At 55.4% G+C, this 19,294-nt stretch carries 16 protein-coding genes; all 16 read right to left on the bottom strand.

The window, feature by feature from the left end; genetic code table 11:
- Nucleotides 1-102 precede the first annotated feature (102 nt).
- The gene (locus tag ACR0LF_RS07020; RefSeq protein ID WP_480582245.1) at nt 103-1,449 is read right to left on the bottom strand and encodes an FAD-binding protein; all 1,347 of its coding nucleotides are present in this window, start codon (nt 1,447-1,449) and stop codon (nt 103-105) included.
- Nucleotides 1,450-1,470: 21 nt separating this feature from the next.
- Entirely contained in the window at nt 1,471-4,605 is a 3,135-nt protein-coding gene (locus ACR0LF_RS07015) for an ATP-binding protein (protein WP_480582243.1), read from the bottom strand.
- 317 nt (nt 4,606-4,922) lie between these two features.
- On the bottom strand, nt 4,923-6,434 hold the full coding sequence (locus ACR0LF_RS07010; protein WP_480582241.1) for a mannitol dehydrogenase family protein: 1,512 nt from the start codon (nt 6,432-6,434) through the stop codon (nt 4,923-4,925).
- On the bottom strand, nt 6,434-7,207 hold the full coding sequence (locus tag ACR0LF_RS07005; RefSeq protein WP_480582240.1) for an L-iditol 2-dehydrogenase: 774 nt from the start codon (nt 7,205-7,207) through the stop codon (nt 6,434-6,436). Before ACR0LF_RS07005 ends, ACR0LF_RS07010 begins: the two co-directional genes overlap by 1 nt.
- Nucleotides 7,204-8,208 (bottom strand): ABC transporter ATP-binding protein, encoded by a 1,005-nt coding sequence (locus tag ACR0LF_RS07000; RefSeq protein WP_480582239.1) that lies wholly within the window; start codon nt 8,206-8,208, stop codon nt 7,204-7,206. The genes ACR0LF_RS07005 and ACR0LF_RS07000 overlap by 4 nt, the downstream gene beginning before the upstream one ends.
- A 12-nt stretch (nt 8,209-8,220) precedes the next feature.
- On the bottom strand, nt 8,221-9,051 hold the full coding sequence (locus ACR0LF_RS06995; RefSeq protein WP_480582238.1) for a carbohydrate ABC transporter permease: 831 nt from the start codon (nt 9,049-9,051) through the stop codon (nt 8,221-8,223).
- Between the two features lie 12 nt (nt 9,052-9,063).
- Nucleotides 9,064-9,930 carry a carbohydrate ABC transporter permease gene (locus ACR0LF_RS06990; RefSeq protein WP_480431073.1) on the bottom strand — a complete coding sequence of 289 codons (867 nt, stop codon included), beginning with the start codon at nt 9,928-9,930 and terminating at the stop codon, nt 9,064-9,066.
- A 106-nt stretch (nt 9,931-10,036) separates the two neighbouring features.
- Nucleotides 10,037-11,341, bottom strand: coding sequence for an ABC transporter substrate-binding protein (locus tag ACR0LF_RS06985; RefSeq protein WP_480582237.1), 1,305 nt, complete (start codon nt 11,339-11,341; stop codon nt 10,037-10,039).
- Nucleotides 11,342-11,436: 95 nt separating this feature from the next.
- Nucleotides 11,437-12,462, bottom strand: a complete 1,026-nt coding sequence (locus tag ACR0LF_RS06980) for a LacI family DNA-binding transcriptional regulator (protein ID WP_480582236.1) — start codon at nt 12,460-12,462, stop codon at nt 11,437-11,439.
- Nucleotides 12,463-12,620: 158 nt separating this feature from the next.
- Complete coding sequence (locus ACR0LF_RS06975) at nt 12,621-13,631, bottom strand: DUF2955 domain-containing protein (protein ID WP_480582235.1); 1,011 nt, start codon at nt 13,629-13,631, stop codon at nt 12,621-12,623.
- A complete protein-coding gene (locus tag ACR0LF_RS06970; protein WP_480582234.1) occupies nt 13,621-14,685 on the bottom strand; it encodes an HlyD family secretion protein in 1,065 nt (354 codons plus the stop codon). The genes ACR0LF_RS06975 and ACR0LF_RS06970 overlap by 11 nt, the downstream gene beginning before the upstream one ends.
- Entirely contained in the window at nt 14,682-15,761 is a 1,080-nt protein-coding gene (locus ACR0LF_RS06965) for an AI-2E family transporter (RefSeq protein WP_480582233.1), read from the bottom strand. Before ACR0LF_RS06965 ends, ACR0LF_RS06970 begins: the two co-directional genes overlap by 4 nt.
- Nucleotides 15,762-15,938: 177 nt before the next feature.
- Complete coding sequence (locus ACR0LF_RS06960; RefSeq protein ID WP_480582231.1) at nt 15,939-16,265, bottom strand: potassium channel family protein; 327 nt, start codon at nt 16,263-16,265, stop codon at nt 15,939-15,941.
- A 188-nt stretch (nt 16,266-16,453) separates the two neighbouring features.
- The gene (locus ACR0LF_RS06955) at nt 16,454-17,233 is read right to left on the bottom strand and encodes an IclR family transcriptional regulator (protein WP_480582230.1); all 780 of its coding nucleotides are present in this window, start codon (nt 17,231-17,233) and stop codon (nt 16,454-16,456) included.
- Nucleotides 17,234-17,244: 11 nt separating this feature from the next.
- A complete protein-coding gene (locus tag ACR0LF_RS06950) occupies nt 17,245-18,603 on the bottom strand; it encodes a TRAP transporter large permease (RefSeq protein WP_480582228.1) in 1,359 nt (452 codons plus the stop codon).
- The gene (locus tag ACR0LF_RS06945) at nt 18,603-19,268 is read right to left on the bottom strand and encodes a TRAP transporter small permease (protein ID WP_480582226.1); all 666 of its coding nucleotides are present in this window, start codon (nt 19,266-19,268) and stop codon (nt 18,603-18,605) included. The genes ACR0LF_RS06950 and ACR0LF_RS06945 overlap by 1 nt, the downstream gene beginning before the upstream one ends.
- Nucleotides 19,269-19,294 lie beyond the last annotated feature (26 nt).

The following is a 19,294-nucleotide window of genomic DNA, read 5'->3' as shown; positions in this document are numbered from 1 at the left end:
TGCGACGAACGCTCAGAGTCCCCGTCCAAAAAAACAGGACGGCGGGCGGTTCAAATCCTCCGAGCAGCAGTTACCGGGCTTGCCGTGCGTTCACTGAAATCGTTACAGCAATGCCGCAAAAAAGGAGTTTAGGAACCGGTCATTCGGGTCAGCTTTGCGCCGCAAAGCGGCAAATGTTTTCCACTTGTTTCCAAATGCGCCATTAACATCTTTCTTACAAAGCTGCTTTGTCTGGTTCAACAAAGGACGCGCCCCGTGAGCGACGGCAAGCTCGTTAAAACGCCGGTTGAACTCGGCCCACAGCGGATCGTTTGGGCGCGTATCCACCGGATCCATGGTAAAGATGGCTTCGTCGAACGAAAACGACAGCGGAGAGTGATCGTCCTGTTGGATGAAATAGATTTCGGTCGTCAAACTTGGTCGAAATCCCGTATTTTGTTTAAAACGATCGCAAAAATCCAGATAAGCGGGAACGAACGTGCCCCACTTGCTAACTGGCACGGCCCAGAACGTGAAATCAAAGTAGTGACATCGCTTAAACCTGAAGTTCAGCATGGAGTCGGCTCGTCTGGCCCTGAAACCACCGGACCAGCGTATAATCTTCAAGAACGCAATGAGGGCATAGTCGTTTGCGCTGTACCACCAGTTGTAGGGTAGCCATGACAGGATAAACGTCGCACCAACTTGCCAGATGCGATCACGAATCCGGCGCTTTACCCGTGACGGCACTCCGATGCTGCCTGTGGTAACTTTGCGCCGTTCGACAATCAGCCTGCCACTGCCGGGTTGCAAAAAGCCCAAGAAACCGTCCGAAGAATCAACCAACTCATTAAAGGCTGGCAACGGTTCGAGTTTGAAGAACGCATATTGATATTGCAGAGTTTCTTCCGGCTGGATTCTGAATGTGACCTCAAAAATCACCCCCAGCAACCCATAGCTACACCGGATGTTCTGCATCTTTTGCGGGTGGTGCTGTTCAGTCAGCGTTTGGATTTTGCCAGAGGCATCCACCATACGTACACCGACAACGCAGGAACTGATCTGGCCCAGGCCCTTTGGACCCAAAGATGCGTCTTTGGTTCCGCAACAGGCAACCGAACCGGCTGTCGCATTGCCGATTTCCGGTTGGACCTCGATACACATTTTGTGCGGCTCAAGCGCATCCCGCAATCCAAGCATGTTCACGTGGGCGCCAACAGTTACAGTCCGGTTTTTTAAATCAATTTCAATATCGGTGAAATGGTCCAAAATGATCTGCGTACCGGTCGTGCAAAAACAATCGTTCAGGGAATGAAAGCTGCCGCCCACGCGAAGGGGTGATGGAAAACTATCCTTGTCGCGCACGACATTCGCCAGTTCGTTGACATCCTTCGGATGAACAACTTTGGCTGGTTCGCTCAGAGCCGTATTGTTCCAGTTTCGAAATGTTTGCCCAGTCTGTTTGGACATGGCACCCCCCTTAGCAATTCATTAAGAAAACAATTGGCGACAACTCATCTCGTCAGGTGATCCGCAGATTTCGGGGAGCACGTCCAAGAGGTTGGAAACCTCTTCAAGGGAACGTTCTTTCAGTGCCCCATCGCCTGACACACGTGCCAGGTTGATCGATGACCGCAACACCCAGAGGTTCGAGCCATGACTCAGAGCAAGGTTTCGCGCTTCCTCGAAGGCGTCGATTGCAGCCTCATTTGCCTGCTGTTGCAGCAATAGCTCACCCTTCAATCGGAGAAGCTCGGGAACGTACCACATTTCACGGGTTGTTTTGGCAACTTCGATGGCGCGGTCGTTTGTCTGCAAGGCGGTTTCGATATCACCGCCAAGTCTTTGCATTCTGGCCGCGACCGAGATGACGAAAGGCAGGTATTGACGCGCCTCCATACCCTTTTCGTGGATTTTCCGGCCCAGCAGGAATTCCTCTTTGCCCTTCTGCCCTTCACCTTCGGACAGATGTGCATAGCCCAACAGAATGCGCGACATGCCTTCCCAGCTGGCGAAACCGTGCTCGATGGCCATGTTTCGGCTGAGTGTGGCTATCGAAATCGTTTGTTTTTGATCGTTCAGAAGGTGATGAATGGCTGCGCGATAGGTCAGTGCGTAGTTTCGCGAATGCAGGTTTGTATGCTGGTTGGCGAATTCCTCGCACTTCCGGATCGTTTCGACCGCACTTTTGATCTTGCCTTGCGCTATCTTGGCAAGTGCCAGGTAGCATTTCGCCGTAACCCTATGGTCAAGGGCGTACAATTCGTCAGATGTAGAAATCTCACGATGATGTTGGTCGTAGAGCTCGACTGCTTCGTTCAGGTCACGAATGCCGTGCGAGAGTTGCCCCTGAAGAACATTCGCACCGCCCTCGAGCCTTTTTGCGATCACCCGGCCAAGATTGGATTGTAGTACCTCAGCCTCGGCCCGACACTCTGCGGCGATCTTGCGGGCACTTTCGAAATCCGCCCGGACCATCAGCATCGATCCGAACCCTGAATACGTCGCGAACAGGTTCTTGCTGTCGGTAAGGTTGCGATGAGCACGGCACAATTGCAGTGCGCGTTCGTAGTGTTTTCTTGCGTTTGCGCACGAGAATCCGTCGCGTACCTCATAGGCAGTCCCAAGCGAAATACGAAGCCGCAGCTCGATTTCAGGGTCCAAGTTCGGGTCGTCCCGAGTTAAGTCCAAAAGCGCCGCTGCACGCTCGTACTGGACGACGGCCTCCAAATAGCCACCCCTGATGGACGACAGATTGCCGGCTTCAATCCAATAGCGAACTGCCGTGTTTGCATCCCCGGCTGCCTCGAAGTGATGGGCGAAGAGTTCTGGCCGTGCCTTTGCCTGCTCTGGATGTTCTTGCAGAAGGAAAGCGGCAATGCGGGAATGGTGTGCCCGGCGCCTTTCCCGCGACAGAGACTCATAGGCTGTGTCCCGATAGCGCGCATGGCGAAAACAATAGTCTTCAGTCGCGTCTGAAGCCACTTTGCGAATGATGTCCGCGCTTTCAAGTTCGTCGAGACCTCCAGCGAGGTCTTGGTTGGAACAATCGAGCAGCGACATGAGTTGCGGGCGCGAAAACTCTTTGCCGATCGCTGCCGCCGCCTGAGCGATTTTCTGGCTGAAACCATTCAGTCGATCCAGGTGAGATTTGATGGCATCGCGACGGGTAGGGGGAATGCCGAAGTGACCGGGGTTTCCAACCATTGTGCCTGCATTGCTTGCACCCGAAAAACGTTCGGACCATTCCAGCAGCTCAATGCGCGTGTGTTCCTCGATGTCCAGAGGAACCCCGTCGCTCCAGCCCAGGATGGCTCGAATTTGGCTTGCTGGCAGCTTTGGGCCGGACGTCAACTCGGAAACCAGCGTCTCCGCTTCGGTTTCGGGCAAGGCTGAGACCTGAATGCTGATTACATTCTCGTTCGCAAGAATTCTGGCTTCGTGACTTCCCCTGGTGGTCAGGACCAAGAGTATCGGACTGTTCGGCACAGCCTTAATCAGGCGATCCACAAGCTCCAGTGTCGAGTCATCGGCCCAGTGTATGTCCTCGATCAAAATCAGACGGGGAGCGTCGCGGGGATTGCCAGTCAGCATACGAACAACGGCATCCAGCAGCTTGCGAAGGTAGAGAACGGAAGACACGTCTTTCCGAGCGTGCGTCCTGTCCAGACCGATTGAAAGAAATTCGGCAAGAAACGACAGCGCCTCGTCGCTGGGAGGTTCAAAAACCGCATCAGTCAGCTTAGCCAGCTTTTCAACTTTTACGGCTTCGGAATCGCCGTAGTTAATCCCGGCCCTTTGAGTGACGTAGGTGCCAACAGGGGCGAGTTGGCTGCTCATAAGATGCGGTTCGCATTGCAGCACACAGACGTCGCACCTTTTGGTGTTCACCTCTTCTACGAGATCATGTGCAAGACGAGATTTTCCGATACCCGCCTCACCGCTCAATACGGCGATCTGTCCGGCACCTGATTGGGCCTGTTTCCATAGAGTATCAAGCACCGACCACTCTTGGTCGCGACCGATCAGCGGAGCATGGCGAAACCCTCTGAGTTTGTCGAACCTGGTCCCGCTTGATCGTTCCCTGACGACTTCCCAGGCCTGCAACGGGTCGCTGTAGCCCTTGAGACTGCGCAGCCCCAAATTCTCATACTTGAACGTGTCCCCAAGCAACAGGCGCGTTTCGTGGCTTATGGCGATGGTGTCGGAGTCGACGAGTTCCTGCAACCTGGCCACCCGGTTCATCGCATCACCGATGGCATCCTGTTTTTGGTGGTGGGTGATGGCCCCGAACAGCATCATGCTGGTCGCGACGCCTATTCGCGCGTGCAATTGATCGTGGAACCGTGTGCTTTGGCCGAGGTTCGTCAGGATGGCGAGCGCGGCCCGAACCGCGTTTTCAGCCGCAGTTTCTTCTGCATTCGGATAACCGAACAAAACATATACACCGTCACCATGCGATGAATATTCGAAGCCGCGCCATGGTTGCGTCGCAGCACGAATCCTGTCAAAAAATTCACGAAGCAGTTCGCCATAATCTTCCGCCCCGAGTTCGAGCGTGAGCCCGACAGAATTAACCAAATCGCAGTTCAGCACTGTGACTTGACGGCTTTCTGTTGTGTGCATCAGATCTAGTGCCCTCCTAACCTAAACCTGCTTGGTAACATACTTCTAAAAAACTTGGCGGCAGCTGGGGGATCTTTGGAATTGCCACTACTGGCTTTAATGTTAGCGGGTTGCGGCTCTGTTGTCGTTATACTTCTGTCGGCGAATAAATTGGCGAAGCCTGCACGTAGAACTATCTCGAAAGTCAGGCAGAGGCGGGATTAGGGCGCGTGGATCGCAAAGATTGCTAGTTTTCGCCCGGATAGTTTCATTGCCTGGCGCATAAGTAGCCGAAACAACCAGAACCAGATATGTCCTCGGCTGATCGCGCTTTGCGGTCAGCGAGACACCGACCCGTTTGAGACATATTCAGCTATGACTGCCCGGCTGCCACGCTGCCAGATCGCGGTCAGCCATGAAGCAAAGACTTCGGAAAACCGGCTGCCGCAGCCAAATTCGCCAAAATAGTAGTGTTGTTCGAGCCAAAGCTCTGGGTCGGACTTGGACGCCAACGCGGTCTTTTGCAGGCTCTCCCAATTGGGGTCATTGGGGGCGATTTCGGTGCTATCTTCACGAATACCCGCACACATCCGGCACCAGAAAGCTTCGGCAAGCGCAAGTCCGTTTACGGCAAAACCAGACGCAAGTGCATCTTGCAGCGACGGCAGCAGGAACTCTGGATGCCGCGCCGATCCGTCGAATGCGACCCGCCGCGTTGTGTCGTGTATTGCAGTGTTTGCAAATCGCCTCTCAACCAACCCAAGGTATTCTTTCGCGGTTGCCCCCGGCACGGCTTTGACATGCGGCAGAATTTCTTGAGCCTGAACTTTTCGAAAAAATGCCAGGATGTCCGGGTCTTGCATGCAGTCTGAAATCGTCGGGACGTTCAGAATTTCCCCGACATTTGCCAGCAGTTGGTGACCTCCGTTCAAAATGCGCAGTTTCATCGTCTCATGGCTGTGCACATCATGGGTGAGTGTCACCCCGACCATTTCAAGTGGCGGTCGGCCTGCGCAGAAGTCATCTTCGATCACCCATTGGCGAAAATTCTCATGCGAAACCGGCACGCGGTCGTCGATGCCAAGCGTCTGGCATTGCGATACCAGTTGATCGGTCGTTGCGGGCACGATGCAATCCACCATCGAATTGGGGAACGCGCCGTTTTGATCAATCCAGTCGGCCAGATCAGGATCGGACATGCGCGCCAAACCGACAACACAGTTCCTCAGGATCGCCCCGTTTCCCTGCAGGTTGTCACAGCTCAGCGCGGTAAAGGGACCGAGGCCATCTTTACGGCGCTGCTTTAGCGCTGCCACGATTGCTCCAAAGGCAGTGCGGGGCAGGTGGGGGTTGGCCGCATCGTGAAGAATGTCTTCGTGATCTGTGTTGAATGCACCGGTGTTGGAATCTAGATAATACCCACCTTCGGTAACGGTCAACGACACGATACGTATGGATGGGTCGGCCATTTTTTGGATCAGAGCGCCATTTCCCACCTCAATCGGCACGTAATAGATCATCGAACCAATCACTTCGGCGGATATCCCTATCGGATCCAGTTCAATCAGCGTTGTCAGGCAGTCCTGCTCCAGCAACCTTTCTCGCATGGCGGCGTCATAGCTTCGCACTCCGGCCCCAATGATCGCCCAGTCGTGCCCCTGACCTTGTTGCATCAGCTGGTGAATGTACCACGCCTGATGCGCACGGTGAAAATTCCCCAGCCCGATATGAACGATACCCGGCGTCAGATCGGAACGCTCATACGCCGGGGTCCTGACAGTTTCCGGCAGTTCTGAAAGGTTAGCTTGCCGCAGCCTTACCGGAGGGTATGCGTTCGCCACAGGATTCATCAGCTCATCCAGTTCCCGCCGTCGACATTGTAGGTTTGTGCGACGATGTACTCGGCCTCGTCCGAAGCGAGAAACACCGCCATCCCGGTCAGATCTTCCGCGCGACCCATTCGGCCGTAAGGGACGGATGCCGCCACTTCACGTTTCTTCTGGCCAAGCGGCTTGCCTTCGTGTTTTGCAAAGAACGCATCAACTCCGTCCCAGTGCTCGCCATCCACTACGCCGGGAGCAATTGCGTTCACGTTGATCCCATGTGAGATCAGGTTCAGCCCCGCCGATTGGGTCAGAGAGATGATCGCAGCCTTGCTTGCGCAGTAAACGGCAACAAGGGGTTCGCCCCTCCGTCCTGCCTGTGAAGCCATGTTGATGATCCGGCCTTTGGTCCCGTTTTCGATCATGTGGCGCGCGACGGCCTGCATTGTGAACAGTGTGCCAGCAACGTTGATGTCAAAAACGCGGTTGTAGTCTGCACGCTTGATCTCAACGATTGGTGCGGCGGTGAAAATGGCAGCGTTGTTGATCAAGATGTCGATCGGACCGAAATGGGCAGCCGTTCGCGCGACGGCCTCATCTATGCTCTGCTGGTTGGTCACGTCCATCTCGACGGCCACCGCGGCCTCGCCGATCCTGGCGGCCGCGTCCTGCGCGCGCTGGGCGTCAATGTCGGCGATGGCGACATGCGCGCCCTCGGCCACGTAGGCTTTGGCAAAGGCCAACCCGATGCCACGCGCGGCCCCGGTGATCAGGGCGGTTTTGCCTGCCAGTCGTGTCATTCGATCCGCAAGCCTTTTGCATCAAACCGGTGGATCACATCGGCGCGTGGAGTCAGGTGAATGCGATCCCCATGGCGGAAGCCGACCTCGCCATCGGCGCGGACGGTAATTGTTTCGGCCAGACCGGTTTCGTGAACGTGGAAGAACGTGTCTGAACCAAGGTGCTCAGAGACGCTGACGATCCCGGACCATTCACCTTCGGTTTCCGAAACCGAGATGTGCTCGGGACGGATGCCGATGGTTTGGGCACCGTGTTTCGCAGCCTCTGCCCCTTCGATGAAGTTCATCTTGGGTGAGCCGATGAACCCAGCAACGAACAGGTTGCGTGGCGTCCGGTAAAGCTCCAGCGGACTGCCGACTTGCTCGATCACACCGGCCTGAAGCACGACGATCTTGTCGGCCATCGTCATCGCTTCGACCTGATCGTGGGTCACGTAGATCATGGTGGTCGCCAGACGTTCATGCAGTTCACTGATTTCCAAACGCATACCAACGCGCAGCGCCGCGTCGAGGTTGGACAGGGGTTCATCGAAGAGAAACGCCGCCGGTTCGCGCACAATAGCCCGTCCGATGGCCACCCGCTGACGTTGTCCGCCGGACAATTGCCCGGGGCGTCGATCCAGATAGTCGGTCAGGTTCAGGACGCTGGCTGCACCTTCGACGCGTTTGTCGATCTCGGCCTGGTCCAGTTTCGCCATACGCAGAGGGAAAGCGATGTTTTTGCGTACCGTCATATGCGGGTACAAAGCGTAGGACTGGAACACCATCGCCAGACCACGTTTGGCAGGCGGCACGTCGGTGGCGTCCGAACCGTCGATGTCGATGGAGCCCGATGTGATGTCCTCCAACCCCGCGATCAGACGCAGCAGCGTAGACTTACCGCAGCCCGAGGGGCCGACGAAGACTGTGAACTCACCATCTTCGATAGTCAGGTCCAGCGGAGGGATAACCTGCACGTCGCCGAAGCTTTTGGTCACGGACTTGAGTTGAATGCGTCCCATACGGAAGGCTCCTTATTTCACAGCGCCGAAGGTCAGGCCGCGGACAAGTTGTTTCTGGCTGAACCAGCCAAGGATCAGGATTGGTGCGATTGCCATGGTCGAGGCCGCGCTGAGCTTGGCAAAGAACAGGCCTTCGGGGCTGGAATAGCTGGCGATGAATGCGGTCAACGGCGCCGCGTCAACGGCGGTCAGGTTGAGGGTCCAAAACGCCTCGTTCCATGCCAGGATGAAGTTCAACAGCACGGTCGAGGCGATGCCGGGGATGGCCATTGGGGTCAGGACGTAGAGGATTTCCTCTTTCAAGGTCGCCCCATCCATCCGCGCGGCTTCCAGAATTTCGCCCGGAATTTCGCGGAAATAGGTGTAGAGCATCCAGACGATGATCGGCAGGTTGATCAGCATCAGGACCACGACCAATCCCCCACGGGTGTCCAGCAGACCCAGCCGGATGAACAGCAGGTAGATCGGGTACAGCACGCCAACCGCAGGCAGCATCTTGGTCGACAGCATCCACAGCAGAATGTCCTTGGTACGTTTCGAGGGCACGAAGGCCATCGCCCATGCGGCAGGCACTGCGATGATCACACCCAGAACGGTTGAGCCACCAGCGATGATAACCGAATTCCACAGGAACCGCATATAGTCCGAGCGTTCCTGCACGATGGCATAGTTCTCGAGCGTCCAGTCGAAGTTCAAAAACAGAGGCGGGCTGGCAATCGCCTGCGCCTCGGTCTTGAAGCTGGTCAGGATGGTCCAGAGGATCGGGAAAAAGATCAGCAGTCCAACGGCCCAGGCGAGGACAGTGTTCAGCGATTTGCGGCGGGGTGTGACGGCGCGGGCCATGATTTTACCTCCTCACGCGTCCAGGTTCTTGCCAACGATGCGCATCAGGAAGATGGCGACGATATTGGCAAGGATGATGGCGTAGACACCTCCGGCTGATCCAAGGCCGACATTCTGGCTTTCCAGCACGCGCTGGAAGATCAGGTAGGTGAGGGTGCGGGTGCCGAAGGCGCCGCCGGTGGTCACGAAGATTTCGGCGAAGATCGACAAAAGGAAAATCGTTTGGATCAGGATCACGATGGTGATCGCACGGCTCAGATGCGGCAGGATGATGTGGTAGAAGCGTTTCAACACAGGGGCACCGTCCATCTCGGCCGCTTCAAGCTGCTCACTGTCCAGCGATTGGATGGCGGTCAGCAGGATCAGCGTCGCGAACGGCAGCCACTGCCATGACACGATCATGATGATCGAGGTCATCGACGCCTCGGACAGCCAAGAGATCGGTTCGGCCCCGAAAAACCGCCACAGATGGGCCAGCAAGCCGTTCACCGGGTCCATGAACATGTTCTTCCACACCAGTGCGGATACGGTCGGCATGACAAAGAACGGCGCGATCACGAGGATGCGGACAACACCTTGCCCCCACATCGGCTGATCCAGCAGCATCGCCAACAGGATGCCCAGCACTACGGTGATCACCAGAACACCTCCGACGATCACCAAGGTTGCCTGAACCGCTGGCCAGAAAGAGCTGGACGAGACAAAGCGGACGTAATTGTCGAAACCGACCCAGCCCAAATCACCACCGCGCAGCGGCAGGTATTTTTTGAAGGAAAAGTAAAGCGTCATCGTCAGCGGCACGAGCATCCAGCCAAGCAGCAGGACCACTGCAGGTGCCATCATCAGGCGCGCAACGGATCGGGAATGTTGAGTTGCCATGACGCAAGACCTCTCTGTTCAGGCGCGTATCAGCCTGCGAGAAAAACGTGAATTGTGGAAGGGTAGGGCGGGGGGCAGAGGTCTGCCCACCCGCGGGGAGGATGCCTCAGTACCCTGCGGCTTCCATTTCTTCGGCAGTGAAAGCCTGTGCTTTTTCCAGCGCCTCTTCCACCGATTGCTGGCCTGCATAGACAGCCGAGAATTCCTGGCTGACTTGCGTGGCAATGCCCGCAAATTCCGGGATCGCAGCGAACTGAATGCCGACGTATGGCACTGGTTTCACAGTCGGGTTGTTCGGGTCGGCCGACAGAATGGAGTCCAACGTCATCTTGGCGAACGGAACCTTCTGATATTCGGGGTTCTCATATAGCGAGGTCCGCGCGCCCGGCGGAACATTGGCCCAGCCTTCATTCTCGGCCACCAGTTCGATGTAATCCTTGGAGGTGGCCCATTCGATGAACTGCTTGGCCGCATCTTCCTGCTGCGTACCGGCAGGGATGGCCAGCGCCCAGGCCCATAACCAGTTCGAACGCTTGTCTACGCCTTCTGAGTTCGGAGCCAGCGCAAAGCCAACCTTGTCCGCGACAGTCGAGTCGTTCGGGTTTGTCACGAAGGAGGCCGCAACGGTGGCGTCGATCCACATACCGCACTTGCCTTGCTGGAACAGTGAAAGGTTCTCGTTGAAGCCATTGGTCGCGTAGCCTGCGGGTCCCGATTCACTCATCATATCGACGAAGAAGGTCAGCGCCTCGTTCCATTCCGGCTGATCGAACTGGGGCTTCCAGTCTTCGTCGAACCAGCGCGCGCCAAAGGAATTCCCGGTCACGGTGATAAATGCCCCGCCTTCGCCCCAACCAGCCTTGCCGCGCAGGCAGATGCCGTTGATGTCGTTGTCACGGTCCGTCATCGCCGCCGCGGCTTCGCGAATGAATTGCCAGTTGGGTGCTTCAGGCATTTCCAAACCGGCCTTTTCCATCAGGTCGGTGCGGTACATGATCATCGAGCTTTCGCCATAAAACGGAGCGGCGTAAAGCGTGCCCTCATGGCTGAGGCCATTGCGCATCGCGGGCAGAATGTCGTCCACGTCATACTCAGCGGACATGCCCTCCAGCGGCACCAGCCAGCCATTGGCGCCCCAGATTGGCGTTTCGTACATGCCGATGGTCATGATGTCGAACTGACCGCCCTTGGTGGTGATGTCGGTGGTCACGCGCTGACGCAGCACGTTTTCCTCCAGCGTCACCCATTCCACATCAATGCCGGTCGCTTCGGTGAATTTGTCGGTATAGCCCTGCATTCGGATCATATCGCCGTTGTTCACGGTGGCGATTGTGATGGATTGCGCGTGGGCCGCTGCCGTGGCGACGAATGTCAATGCAGTCGCCGCACGAAGTGCGTGCTTCAGATACATCCCTGTCCTCCCTGAGCTTGGATGTCGTGCAGAGAGCGTAGAGCGTAAATTGTCGCGGCGTCAATAAAAACTTTACGCGCGTTAAAAATATTGAACTATGCCGAATCCCTTAAAACAAGTCGTGCAGGGAAAAGCGTCTCGGTTCGCGTTTCAAATTCTCCTCCACTTTCAATGAGTTCGAACAAAGTTTCGACACTTCGCGCGGCCACGTTGTCATAGTCATGCGCCGCCGTAGTCAGAGACGGGCAGGTAAACTTCGCAAACGGATGATCGTCAATTGAGGCGAGCCGCAGCGTGCAGTCTTCTTTCCGGCCGACCCGAATCCCCTGTTCGAAACAGGCTGCAAGAAAGCCAATGGCAAGCCGGTCGTTGCTGCATAAAACTGAGTCCGTCTTCAGCCCGCGCTCTTCCAGAACTTTCAGCGCACCTCTGTGTCCGATTTCTTCAAAGGCCCAACCCTTGCCGTCGACCTTGATGATATGTGGCTCGAACCCGAGGCGCTCCATCACTTCAATATAGGCCTTCCTTCGTTTGTTGGCATTCGGGTTGGCAGGTGTGCGCATTTCAAAGAAAGACGGTGGCTCGCCTGTCCGGGTCATGTATTCCACGGTCTGCGACACAAAGCTGAAATTGTCCGACCCGATGAACGCGGCCCCCAAGCCATCAAGATTGCTGTCGAACAGGACAGTCGGCACATTGGCGCAGAACTTTTCGATCGCCGAACGGTCTGAGATCCGTCCCAAAGGTGCCAACAAAACCCCGGCGGGTTTCATGGCTTGCAGCCCGTCCAAGATTTCGTTTTCCAGCTTTTGTTCCCCATGAGCGCTAAAGAGAGACGGGCGATAACCTGCCGCGATACAACTTTGTTCCAGATAGCGCGCGATTTCGGCAAAGAACGGATCGGCCAGATAGGGGACCACGATTCCGATGTTCTTGGTCAGTTTCCTGTTCTGGTTCACCGCATAGATATTCGGGCGGTAGTCAAAGCGTTCGAGCGCCTCTTCTATGCGTGCCCTTGTCGTTGGACGAACGCTGTTGGGATCGTGGAAGTATTTGGACACCGTGGGCCGCGAGATGCCGCTGAGGGCTGCGAACTCTTCCATGTTCTTAATTTTGGTCATGCCAGTCTGCCTGCGGAACTTAGCCGTCTTGATCTTATCATGGCTTTACATTTTCTTTGCGCGCGCAAAAAAATCAATAGGCAAGCAAATGCCCGACAAGGGGATTGATCGTCTTTAGGCGTTGATCAGGTATAATACATCATGCCTTGCATTGGAGATTAGTGCGTGAAGCTGCGTTTTTTCTCAGGCCAGAACTCGTCCACTATGACATAGGCGGCTATCACGAAGAAGGCGGCACCTGCGACTTGCAAGACGCGGGTGATACTCTTGACATCGGCCTCATCTGAAAACGGTGAAATCGACCCGCCGTAAACGATCAGGACCGTCGTCAATGCCGAGCCTGCCGCAGCGGCGAGGGGGATTTGTGATTTTCCAAGCGCTCCAAGCGCGAAACAGAAGAATAGACACAGCAAAATGGGCGTCAAAATTACTGGCGCGATCACGTTTACCTCATAGCAGATGATCGAAACTACAGCCCCCAGCAGGTTTGCTGTCAGCATCGCTTTGGCAACCGCTTTGCCCATGGACGGCATGGCTGCCAGTTGTTGGCTGAGAAGGGCGACAAAGAACAGAACCAACAAGGCAGACGCGCCGGACACAAAAAACGCCATGGCAAACGGAACTGTCACCAGCGACATTCTGACGATGCGCCGATACGGGTCAAAGTCTGGCGCAGCGTCGGCTTTTTCCTGACCGGCCGCAGGTGGATCGGCAGGTATCAACACGAAAATCAGTGTCGATACGAACCCGGCGAACAGCAGGTTCATCGGTATCCAGAACACAAGCACCAAAGCCAGGTCCTGTGATTGAAGAACAAGATTCGGAATCATCAACGCACCCATGAGCGCTATGACACCGGGTAAAACCCCCGCACCCGAAACCGACCACATGAAAGACAGGATTATCCCGATGGCCACCAGTATAAGGAAGACCACAGGGTAGGGCGCAAAGATCGACGACAGCAGGAATGATACGAACATCAATCCTATTGAGAAGACAAACAGCTTGGCGAATGCTGCCAACGGCAAGGCGGCCGGTGCCTGAAGGAACAAAGCGGTGAAAACTGCCCCCACAACTGCCAACGGCCACCCTAGAAACAGGCCCAATGCGAAAACGCCGGTCACACCAAACGCGAGCCGAACGACGGATTTTCGGTCTTCAGTAGGCATAGGACAGGATTGAGACCAAACGGATATAAGTCCGGCCAACCATGTTCAGCAGAGAGTTGTCACTCAGGTACATGATGACATCGGCCTGCCCGTTGAGTTGGAAGCGCAGATCGTCTTCGGCGCTTCCGGCCTCGTACCCCGGCAGCACGATCCGCACCGGAAACCGTTCCGGTTCACGTAGAAAGCCCTTTGTGCTGGGTGGGCTTGCCAGCTGGCCCGGTTCATCTCCACCGCTGAGGGAAACGGCCGCACTGAAACTCTCGATGACGCCGGGAACAATTTTGCCCGGGTGCATGTCCAGCACGACATCAACCGGAGACCCTACCGCGGCCCGGCCAAGGTTGTTTTCGGTGAAATACGCCTCGATCCAGACGTCGGTTGCATCCAGAAACGTCAAAAGGTCCTGACCGGATCGCGCATAGGTTCCGGGGGCGATCAACAGGTTGGATATGACACCTGTCGCCGGTGCGCGCAGTTCCGTCCATTCAAGGTTCAGCTCTGCGTCCGCCAAAGCGGCCAATGCGCGCTGGATTTTAGGGTTTTCGATCCCCTCGTCGCCCAGCCTCTGCTTGGCTTTTTCCAAATCTGCCTTGGCATTCTCAAAATTCGCCTCGGACTCGGCCAGTTGCCCACGCGCGTCATCGGCCTTTGAGACGGCAACCAACCCTTTCTTTTCAAGCGCGAAGACGCGTTCGGTTTGAATGCGCATCGTGTCTAGATCACTCTGCGCGCGTGCCAGTTTGGCTTGCGCGGCGCTCACTTCTGCCGAGGATGCGCCCACTTCTTGCGTGGCCGCTTCAAGGTCAGCCTCCGCCTTGTCGCGGTCAATTTCGTAGGGCCTTGGGTCGATCCGAACCAGAACATCCCCTGCCGAGACGACCTGACCATTTTCGACCAGAACCTCGGTCACAGTTCCGGTGACTTGAGGAACGATCTGGGTCGCGATGGCCTTTACTCTGGCGTTTCCGGTGAACGGCGTTTTTCGATCGGCGACGAGGTACCAGATGAGAAAGACAAGAATGACAGCCAGCGTTGTCCAAATCGTCTTTCTCATTTCGCCGCTCCTTCCGCAGATTCTTTGACTGCGGGTGGCGTATCAATCCAGACTTTGAACAACTCATAGAAGACAGCGAAAAGAACCGGCCCCATGAAAATGCCGATCAGGCCATAGGCCATCATGCCGCCTAATACGCCAATGAGGATTACCAGCATGGGCGTCTCCAGACCTTTCGAGATGAACACAGGTCTCAGGAAGCTGTCCATTATGGTGACGGGAATGGCCAGTATGGTGAAGATCAGGGCTGCTCCGCCGGACATGGTGCTCCAGGCGTAGATGATCACAGGTAATAGAACCAGGCCGGGTCCGATTTGGATAATTGAGAGGATCAGGCAGATAAATGCCAGCGTGGCGGCCGAGTTAATCCCGAACAGCACCAACAAGACCCAAACAACGACTGCCTGAATGGCGGCCACGCCGATTACGCCTTTTGTTACGTTACGGATTGTTGCCCCCGCCAGTGTAACGAACTCGCCGCCTCGGGGCGCGAAGACGCGGTTGGCAAAGCGCTGAAGCCCCTGAACCAGATTTGGACCGGGGCTGAACAAAGCCCCCATAATAAGCACAGACAAGGCAAGACCCAACAGGCCGATGCCAATTCCCAATACCTTGCCGAAGAGGGACTTTGTAATCTCAAGAATCTGCGCGCCGTATTTGGCAAGCGCACCGTCGAGGTTTCGTTCAAACAAGCCCCAGACTTCGGCAATCTTGCCGCCGACCAGGGGCAATTCCTTGAGGCCCTCGGGTGCAGGTGGAATTTTCAACTCGCCGCTGTCCGCCTGTTCGGCAAACTCAGACCCAAGCTCTGCGGCACCGGATACCGCCGTTGCGACTGGCCCCAGGGTCAAGACAAGGCCCAATAGAACCAGGATCGTCGCCGCAAGCTTTTTTCGCCCGCCCAACTTGGACTGCAGCCAATCAAAAACCGGATAAAGCGCGACACAAAGGATCGTGGCCCAAATGACCACGCTTGCAAGCGGGGCAACCATGACCAAGGCGCTGTAGAGGAACAGCCCGAGAAAGAGCAATCTTATTGCGAGGTCGACAATCTTTGCGTCCTGGGTCTTTTCCATACCATCCCTCCACTATCTTTTTTTGAATATTACACTCAAAAAACGTAATATGTATATTTTTATACTGAAGGGATTCTACAGCAGCTTGAAAACGCGTTTAAATCCAGGCTGAGGTTTGGTCTGTTTGGTCAAAACAGTGTCGGTTGAAGAACTCGCATTGGTCCAACTCGGCAGAGCCTATTGGTCCGCTTTTTCATCGTCCTGCGACAGGATCGTATCCGCCACCGTGGTTGCCGCAGTCACGAAGATGCCCAGGCCCACGATGATATAAATCATCGTAAAGATCTTACCCGCCGCAGTTTCAGGAGAAAAATCCCCAAATCCCACCGTCGAAATCGTGACGACAGAAAAATAGATGGAATCGAGCCAACTCCATCCCTCGACGTAATGGTAAAACACCGAAGCCCATAGGATCATGCCAGTTGTAAAGGCCAGAAGGCCTTTCACCCTGCCGTCCTTTAAAGCAACACCTATCCCTCGTGTTATTCTGGTCAGTGAATTCATAACCCCACCATACCAGCAAATACATGTAAACATACTATTTAATGAATGAATTAATAAGTATTCAATAAAATAGATGCTTACCCTCGCAAACAGAATTCTTTGGTGCTGAATCAAGTTGGAAAGGTCGGTTGGTTATCGTTCCGTTCAGATGCTGACGGCTAACTAACCTGCAACAAGTCCGAACTGTTTCACGAGGTGAGCAGACCTGAGAGCTTTTCTGATCCGTCCTTTAGCAAATCGAAAAATTGGATCAGACTTGCCAGATCATGGCGCTGTGTTGGTGCATGAACAGACAGTGTTGCCACCAGCCTGCTATTCTCATCCAAAACCGGCACAGCTATGGCCGTCATGCCAGGCATGAACTCTTCGTCGTCGGTAGAATACCCACTTTGCGCGATTTGCATGACCTCGGTACGCAGTGCCTCGGGGTCGGTTATTGTTCTTTCGGTGTTTGGCGTCAGTGCGCGGGCGGAAAGAAACCCGTTCAAGGTGTTCTGACGCAGGGTGGAAAGATACATCTTTCCGCTTGCTGTACAGTGAAACGGAACTTGCGTACCGATCGGCAGTTGAATTCTCAACGGCCATTTCGTTTCCACCCGGTCCAGATAGATCATGCCTTCGCGGTCCGGGATGGCGAGGTTACAGGTTTCACCGATTTCATCTGCGATACCGCGAAGGATCGCCAGACGGGCCGTGCGCAAATGTTCAGATGATACCGTGTTTACCGAAAGCTGCCGCAAGCGTGGCCCGGGGCCATAGGATCGACCATCCAGGTCACGTTGAAGAAACCCTTCAGACTCGGCTGTTTGAAGCAGACGGTGGATTGTCGGTTTCGCCAGACCCAATGCCTCGATCAGGTCTGACGGTTTGACTGCGACCCCGCGCTTGGCTACCTCTTCAAGGATCAGCAGCAAGCGCAGGTTCGTCGGGATCTGGGTCTCTTTTACTTTAGTGTCTGCATCAGCCATCTCGCCACATTCTAATTGTTTGGCAGCAGGATCAAGGCAAGATCAGGCACCAGCGACACCAAAATCCAGACGGATAGCAGCGCTGCAAGGTAGGGCACCGTGTATCGCAGCAGCCGGAAGTATGGCACGCCGGTCACACCTGATGCGACGTAGAGGTTCAGACCGTATGGCGGGGTAATGAACCCAATCGATGCACCGACAAGGAAGATCACCGAAAAGTGGATCGGGTCAACGCCAACCGATGCCGCAATTGGGGCAAGTATCGGCGCCAGGATGATCGTAACCGGAAGGCTTTCCAGCACCATTCCCGAGAAAAAGACAATGACCATCGACGTGAACAAAACGGCATAGTACCCGCCCATCGAGGTCACGAAGTCCCCGATGGTCTGTTGCGCGCCCAGCAGAGAAAGGATTTGCTGCATGACGACTGAAATCGCAATCAGCGGCGCAAGAATGCCGGTGATCTGTGCCGAGCGTATGACGATTGACGGAATCTCGGGGATGGTGAAGCCTTCGACGACCATCATTTCCGCAAAGCTTTTGTCTGTCGGTGATACATCGTCCCGCGCGCCCATGATCCGGTTGATCGGATAGCTGACCAACCCAGCGATGACACAGAAACCAACGGTGACGCCCGCCGCCTCGGTCGGAGAGAACTTGCCCGTATAAATGCCCCACAGGACCAAGCCGATCGCAAAGAACCCAAGCCACGCGCCAAAGGCGGTTTTGAGGACCCGGTTCAGTTGCAACGGGATCAGGTGCCCCCAGCCGTTCAAGCGACAGATGATCCAGCAGGCGAACTGCATGCCAAACACCATCAAGGCGCCGGGCAGAATACCCGCCACGAACAGCTCGGAGATCGGTAGATTCATCAGGAAGCCGTAGACGATGAAAATAATTGACGGAGGAATGATGATCCCAACCGTACCGCCTGCGGCAGCCGTCGCGGCGCTAAAGCGTTCGTCGTAACCGCCTTTGACCATCTCGGGGTGCAACATCGAACCAATTGTGGCCGTCGTGGCCGAGTTCGAGCCTGAAATTGCAGCAAACAAACCACAGGCGCCAAGCGATGCCATGGCCAATCCGCCTCGTATCCAGCCTAAACAGGAATACGCAAAATCACTTAGTCGTCGCGCGATGCCCGACTTGTTGATCAAGTCACCGGTCAGGATGAACAGCGGCATCGCCAACAGGGCGAAGCCCTTGTTGAAAACGTTCAAAAGCTCAGCGCCCATGTTGTCGAGTGTCAGCCCAAGGACAAATGAGCAGCCGATTACCCAATAGCCGATCACCAAAAGGACCGGTACACCCAGCATGAACAGGAACGTTACGCCCAGAGAAATTAATGTAACCAAGGTTCCGTCTGTCATCAGTCTGCCCCAATCACGGCCTGCTTGATAAGCGGCTCTCCGGTTTTCCAGTTGTTTAGATCGTCAGCCAGGTTTTGAAACACACGGCCGACCATCAGAAAGAATGACAGCGGGGCTGCCAACAGGAACCACCATTGCATGATGTTGTCGGTGCCCAGAACGATCTGAAAGTTTGATGCTGACAGCGCGACCAGTCGCGTTGTGGTCACGATCACGATGACTGCAAAAATGAACCACAAAACAGCGTCGAGGATCAGGCACGCCAATTGACCACCACGCGGCATCGCGGTGCGAAACTCGCTGAAACTGAGATGTGTGCGCAGGCGGACGTTATAGGACGCCCCAAACCACGCCATGACCATGAACAATAGCGGAGGAATGGTGGTGGACCAGGGTTCCTGATCATTGAATACAAATCGGTCGATCACGCCCCAGAAAATGATCAACGCGATGGCGAGGTATGAATACACCATGACCGAACGCTCGAGGTGGCGTTCGATAAACGGCACTTTGCGATAGATCAGCAGCACAATAAGGCCGCCGAGAGCGGCAACAATCGTGCCGACAACCCAAGCGGCATCGGATTCCAGAGCGAGTTGAATCTCGAATGAATCGCGGGTGAGCAAGGCGCTGAAAATCGCACCGATATCTGCCCATAATGACATGAACCCCGTCCTCCCAGTCGGTGTTT

Source organism: Ruegeria sp. E8, from assembly GCF_056533985.1.
The sequence above is the reverse complement of the archived record's forward strand: the minus strand, read 5'-3'. Positions and strand labels throughout refer to the sequence as shown.

What these genes read in the sequence shown, in the direction of transcription:
- ACR0LF_RS07020 (WP_480582245.1), bottom strand. Translation starts at nt 1,449, where the DNA reads ATGTCCAAACAGACTGGGCAAACATTTCGAAACTGGAACAATACGGCT.
- ACR0LF_RS07015 (WP_480582243.1), bottom strand. Translation starts at nt 4,605, where the DNA reads ATGCACACAACAGAAAGCCGTCAAGTCACAGTGCTGAACTGCGATTTG.
- ACR0LF_RS07010 (WP_480582241.1), bottom strand. Translation starts at nt 6,434, where the DNA reads ATGAATCCTGTGGCGAACGCATACCCTCCGGTAAGGCTGCGGCAAGCT.
- ACR0LF_RS07005 (WP_480582240.1), bottom strand. Translation starts at nt 7,207, where the DNA reads ATGACACGACTGGCAGGCAAAACCGCCCTGATCACCGGGGCCGCGCGT.
- ACR0LF_RS07000 (WP_480582239.1), bottom strand. Translation starts at nt 8,208, where the DNA reads ATGGGACGCATTCAACTCAAGTCCGTGACCAAAAGCTTCGGCGACGTG.
- ACR0LF_RS06995 (WP_480582238.1), bottom strand. Translation starts at nt 9,051, where the DNA reads ATGGCCCGCGCCGTCACACCCCGCCGCAAATCGCTGAACACTGTCCTC.
- ACR0LF_RS06990 (WP_480431073.1), bottom strand. Translation starts at nt 9,930, where the DNA reads ATGGCAACTCAACATTCCCGATCCGTTGCGCGCCTGATGATGGCACCT.
- ACR0LF_RS06985 (WP_480582237.1), bottom strand. Translation starts at nt 11,341, where the DNA reads ATGTATCTGAAGCACGCACTTCGTGCGGCGACTGCATTGACATTCGTC.
- ACR0LF_RS06980 (WP_480582236.1), bottom strand. Translation starts at nt 12,462, where the DNA reads ATGACCAAAATTAAGAACATGGAAGAGTTCGCAGCCCTCAGCGGCATC.
- ACR0LF_RS06975 (WP_480582235.1), bottom strand. Translation starts at nt 13,631, where the DNA reads ATGCCTACTGAAGACCGAAAATCCGTCGTTCGGCTCGCGTTTGGTGTG.
- ACR0LF_RS06970 (WP_480582234.1), bottom strand. Translation starts at nt 14,685, where the DNA reads ATGAGAAAGACGATTTGGACAACGCTGGCTGTCATTCTTGTCTTTCTC.
- ACR0LF_RS06965 (WP_480582233.1), bottom strand. Translation starts at nt 15,761, where the DNA reads ATGGAAAAGACCCAGGACGCAAAGATTGTCGACCTCGCAATAAGATTG.
- ACR0LF_RS06960 (WP_480582231.1), bottom strand. Translation starts at nt 16,265, where the DNA reads ATGAATTCACTGACCAGAATAACACGAGGGATAGGTGTTGCTTTAAAG.
- ACR0LF_RS06955 (WP_480582230.1), bottom strand. Translation starts at nt 17,233, where the DNA reads ATGGCTGATGCAGACACTAAAGTAAAAGAGACCCAGATCCCGACGAAC.
- ACR0LF_RS06950 (WP_480582228.1), bottom strand. Translation starts at nt 18,603, where the DNA reads ATGACAGACGGAACCTTGGTTACATTAATTTCTCTGGGCGTAACGTTC.
- ACR0LF_RS06945 (WP_480582226.1), bottom strand. Translation starts at nt 19,268, where the DNA reads ATGTCATTATGGGCAGATATCGGTGCGATTTTCAGCGCCTTGCTCACC.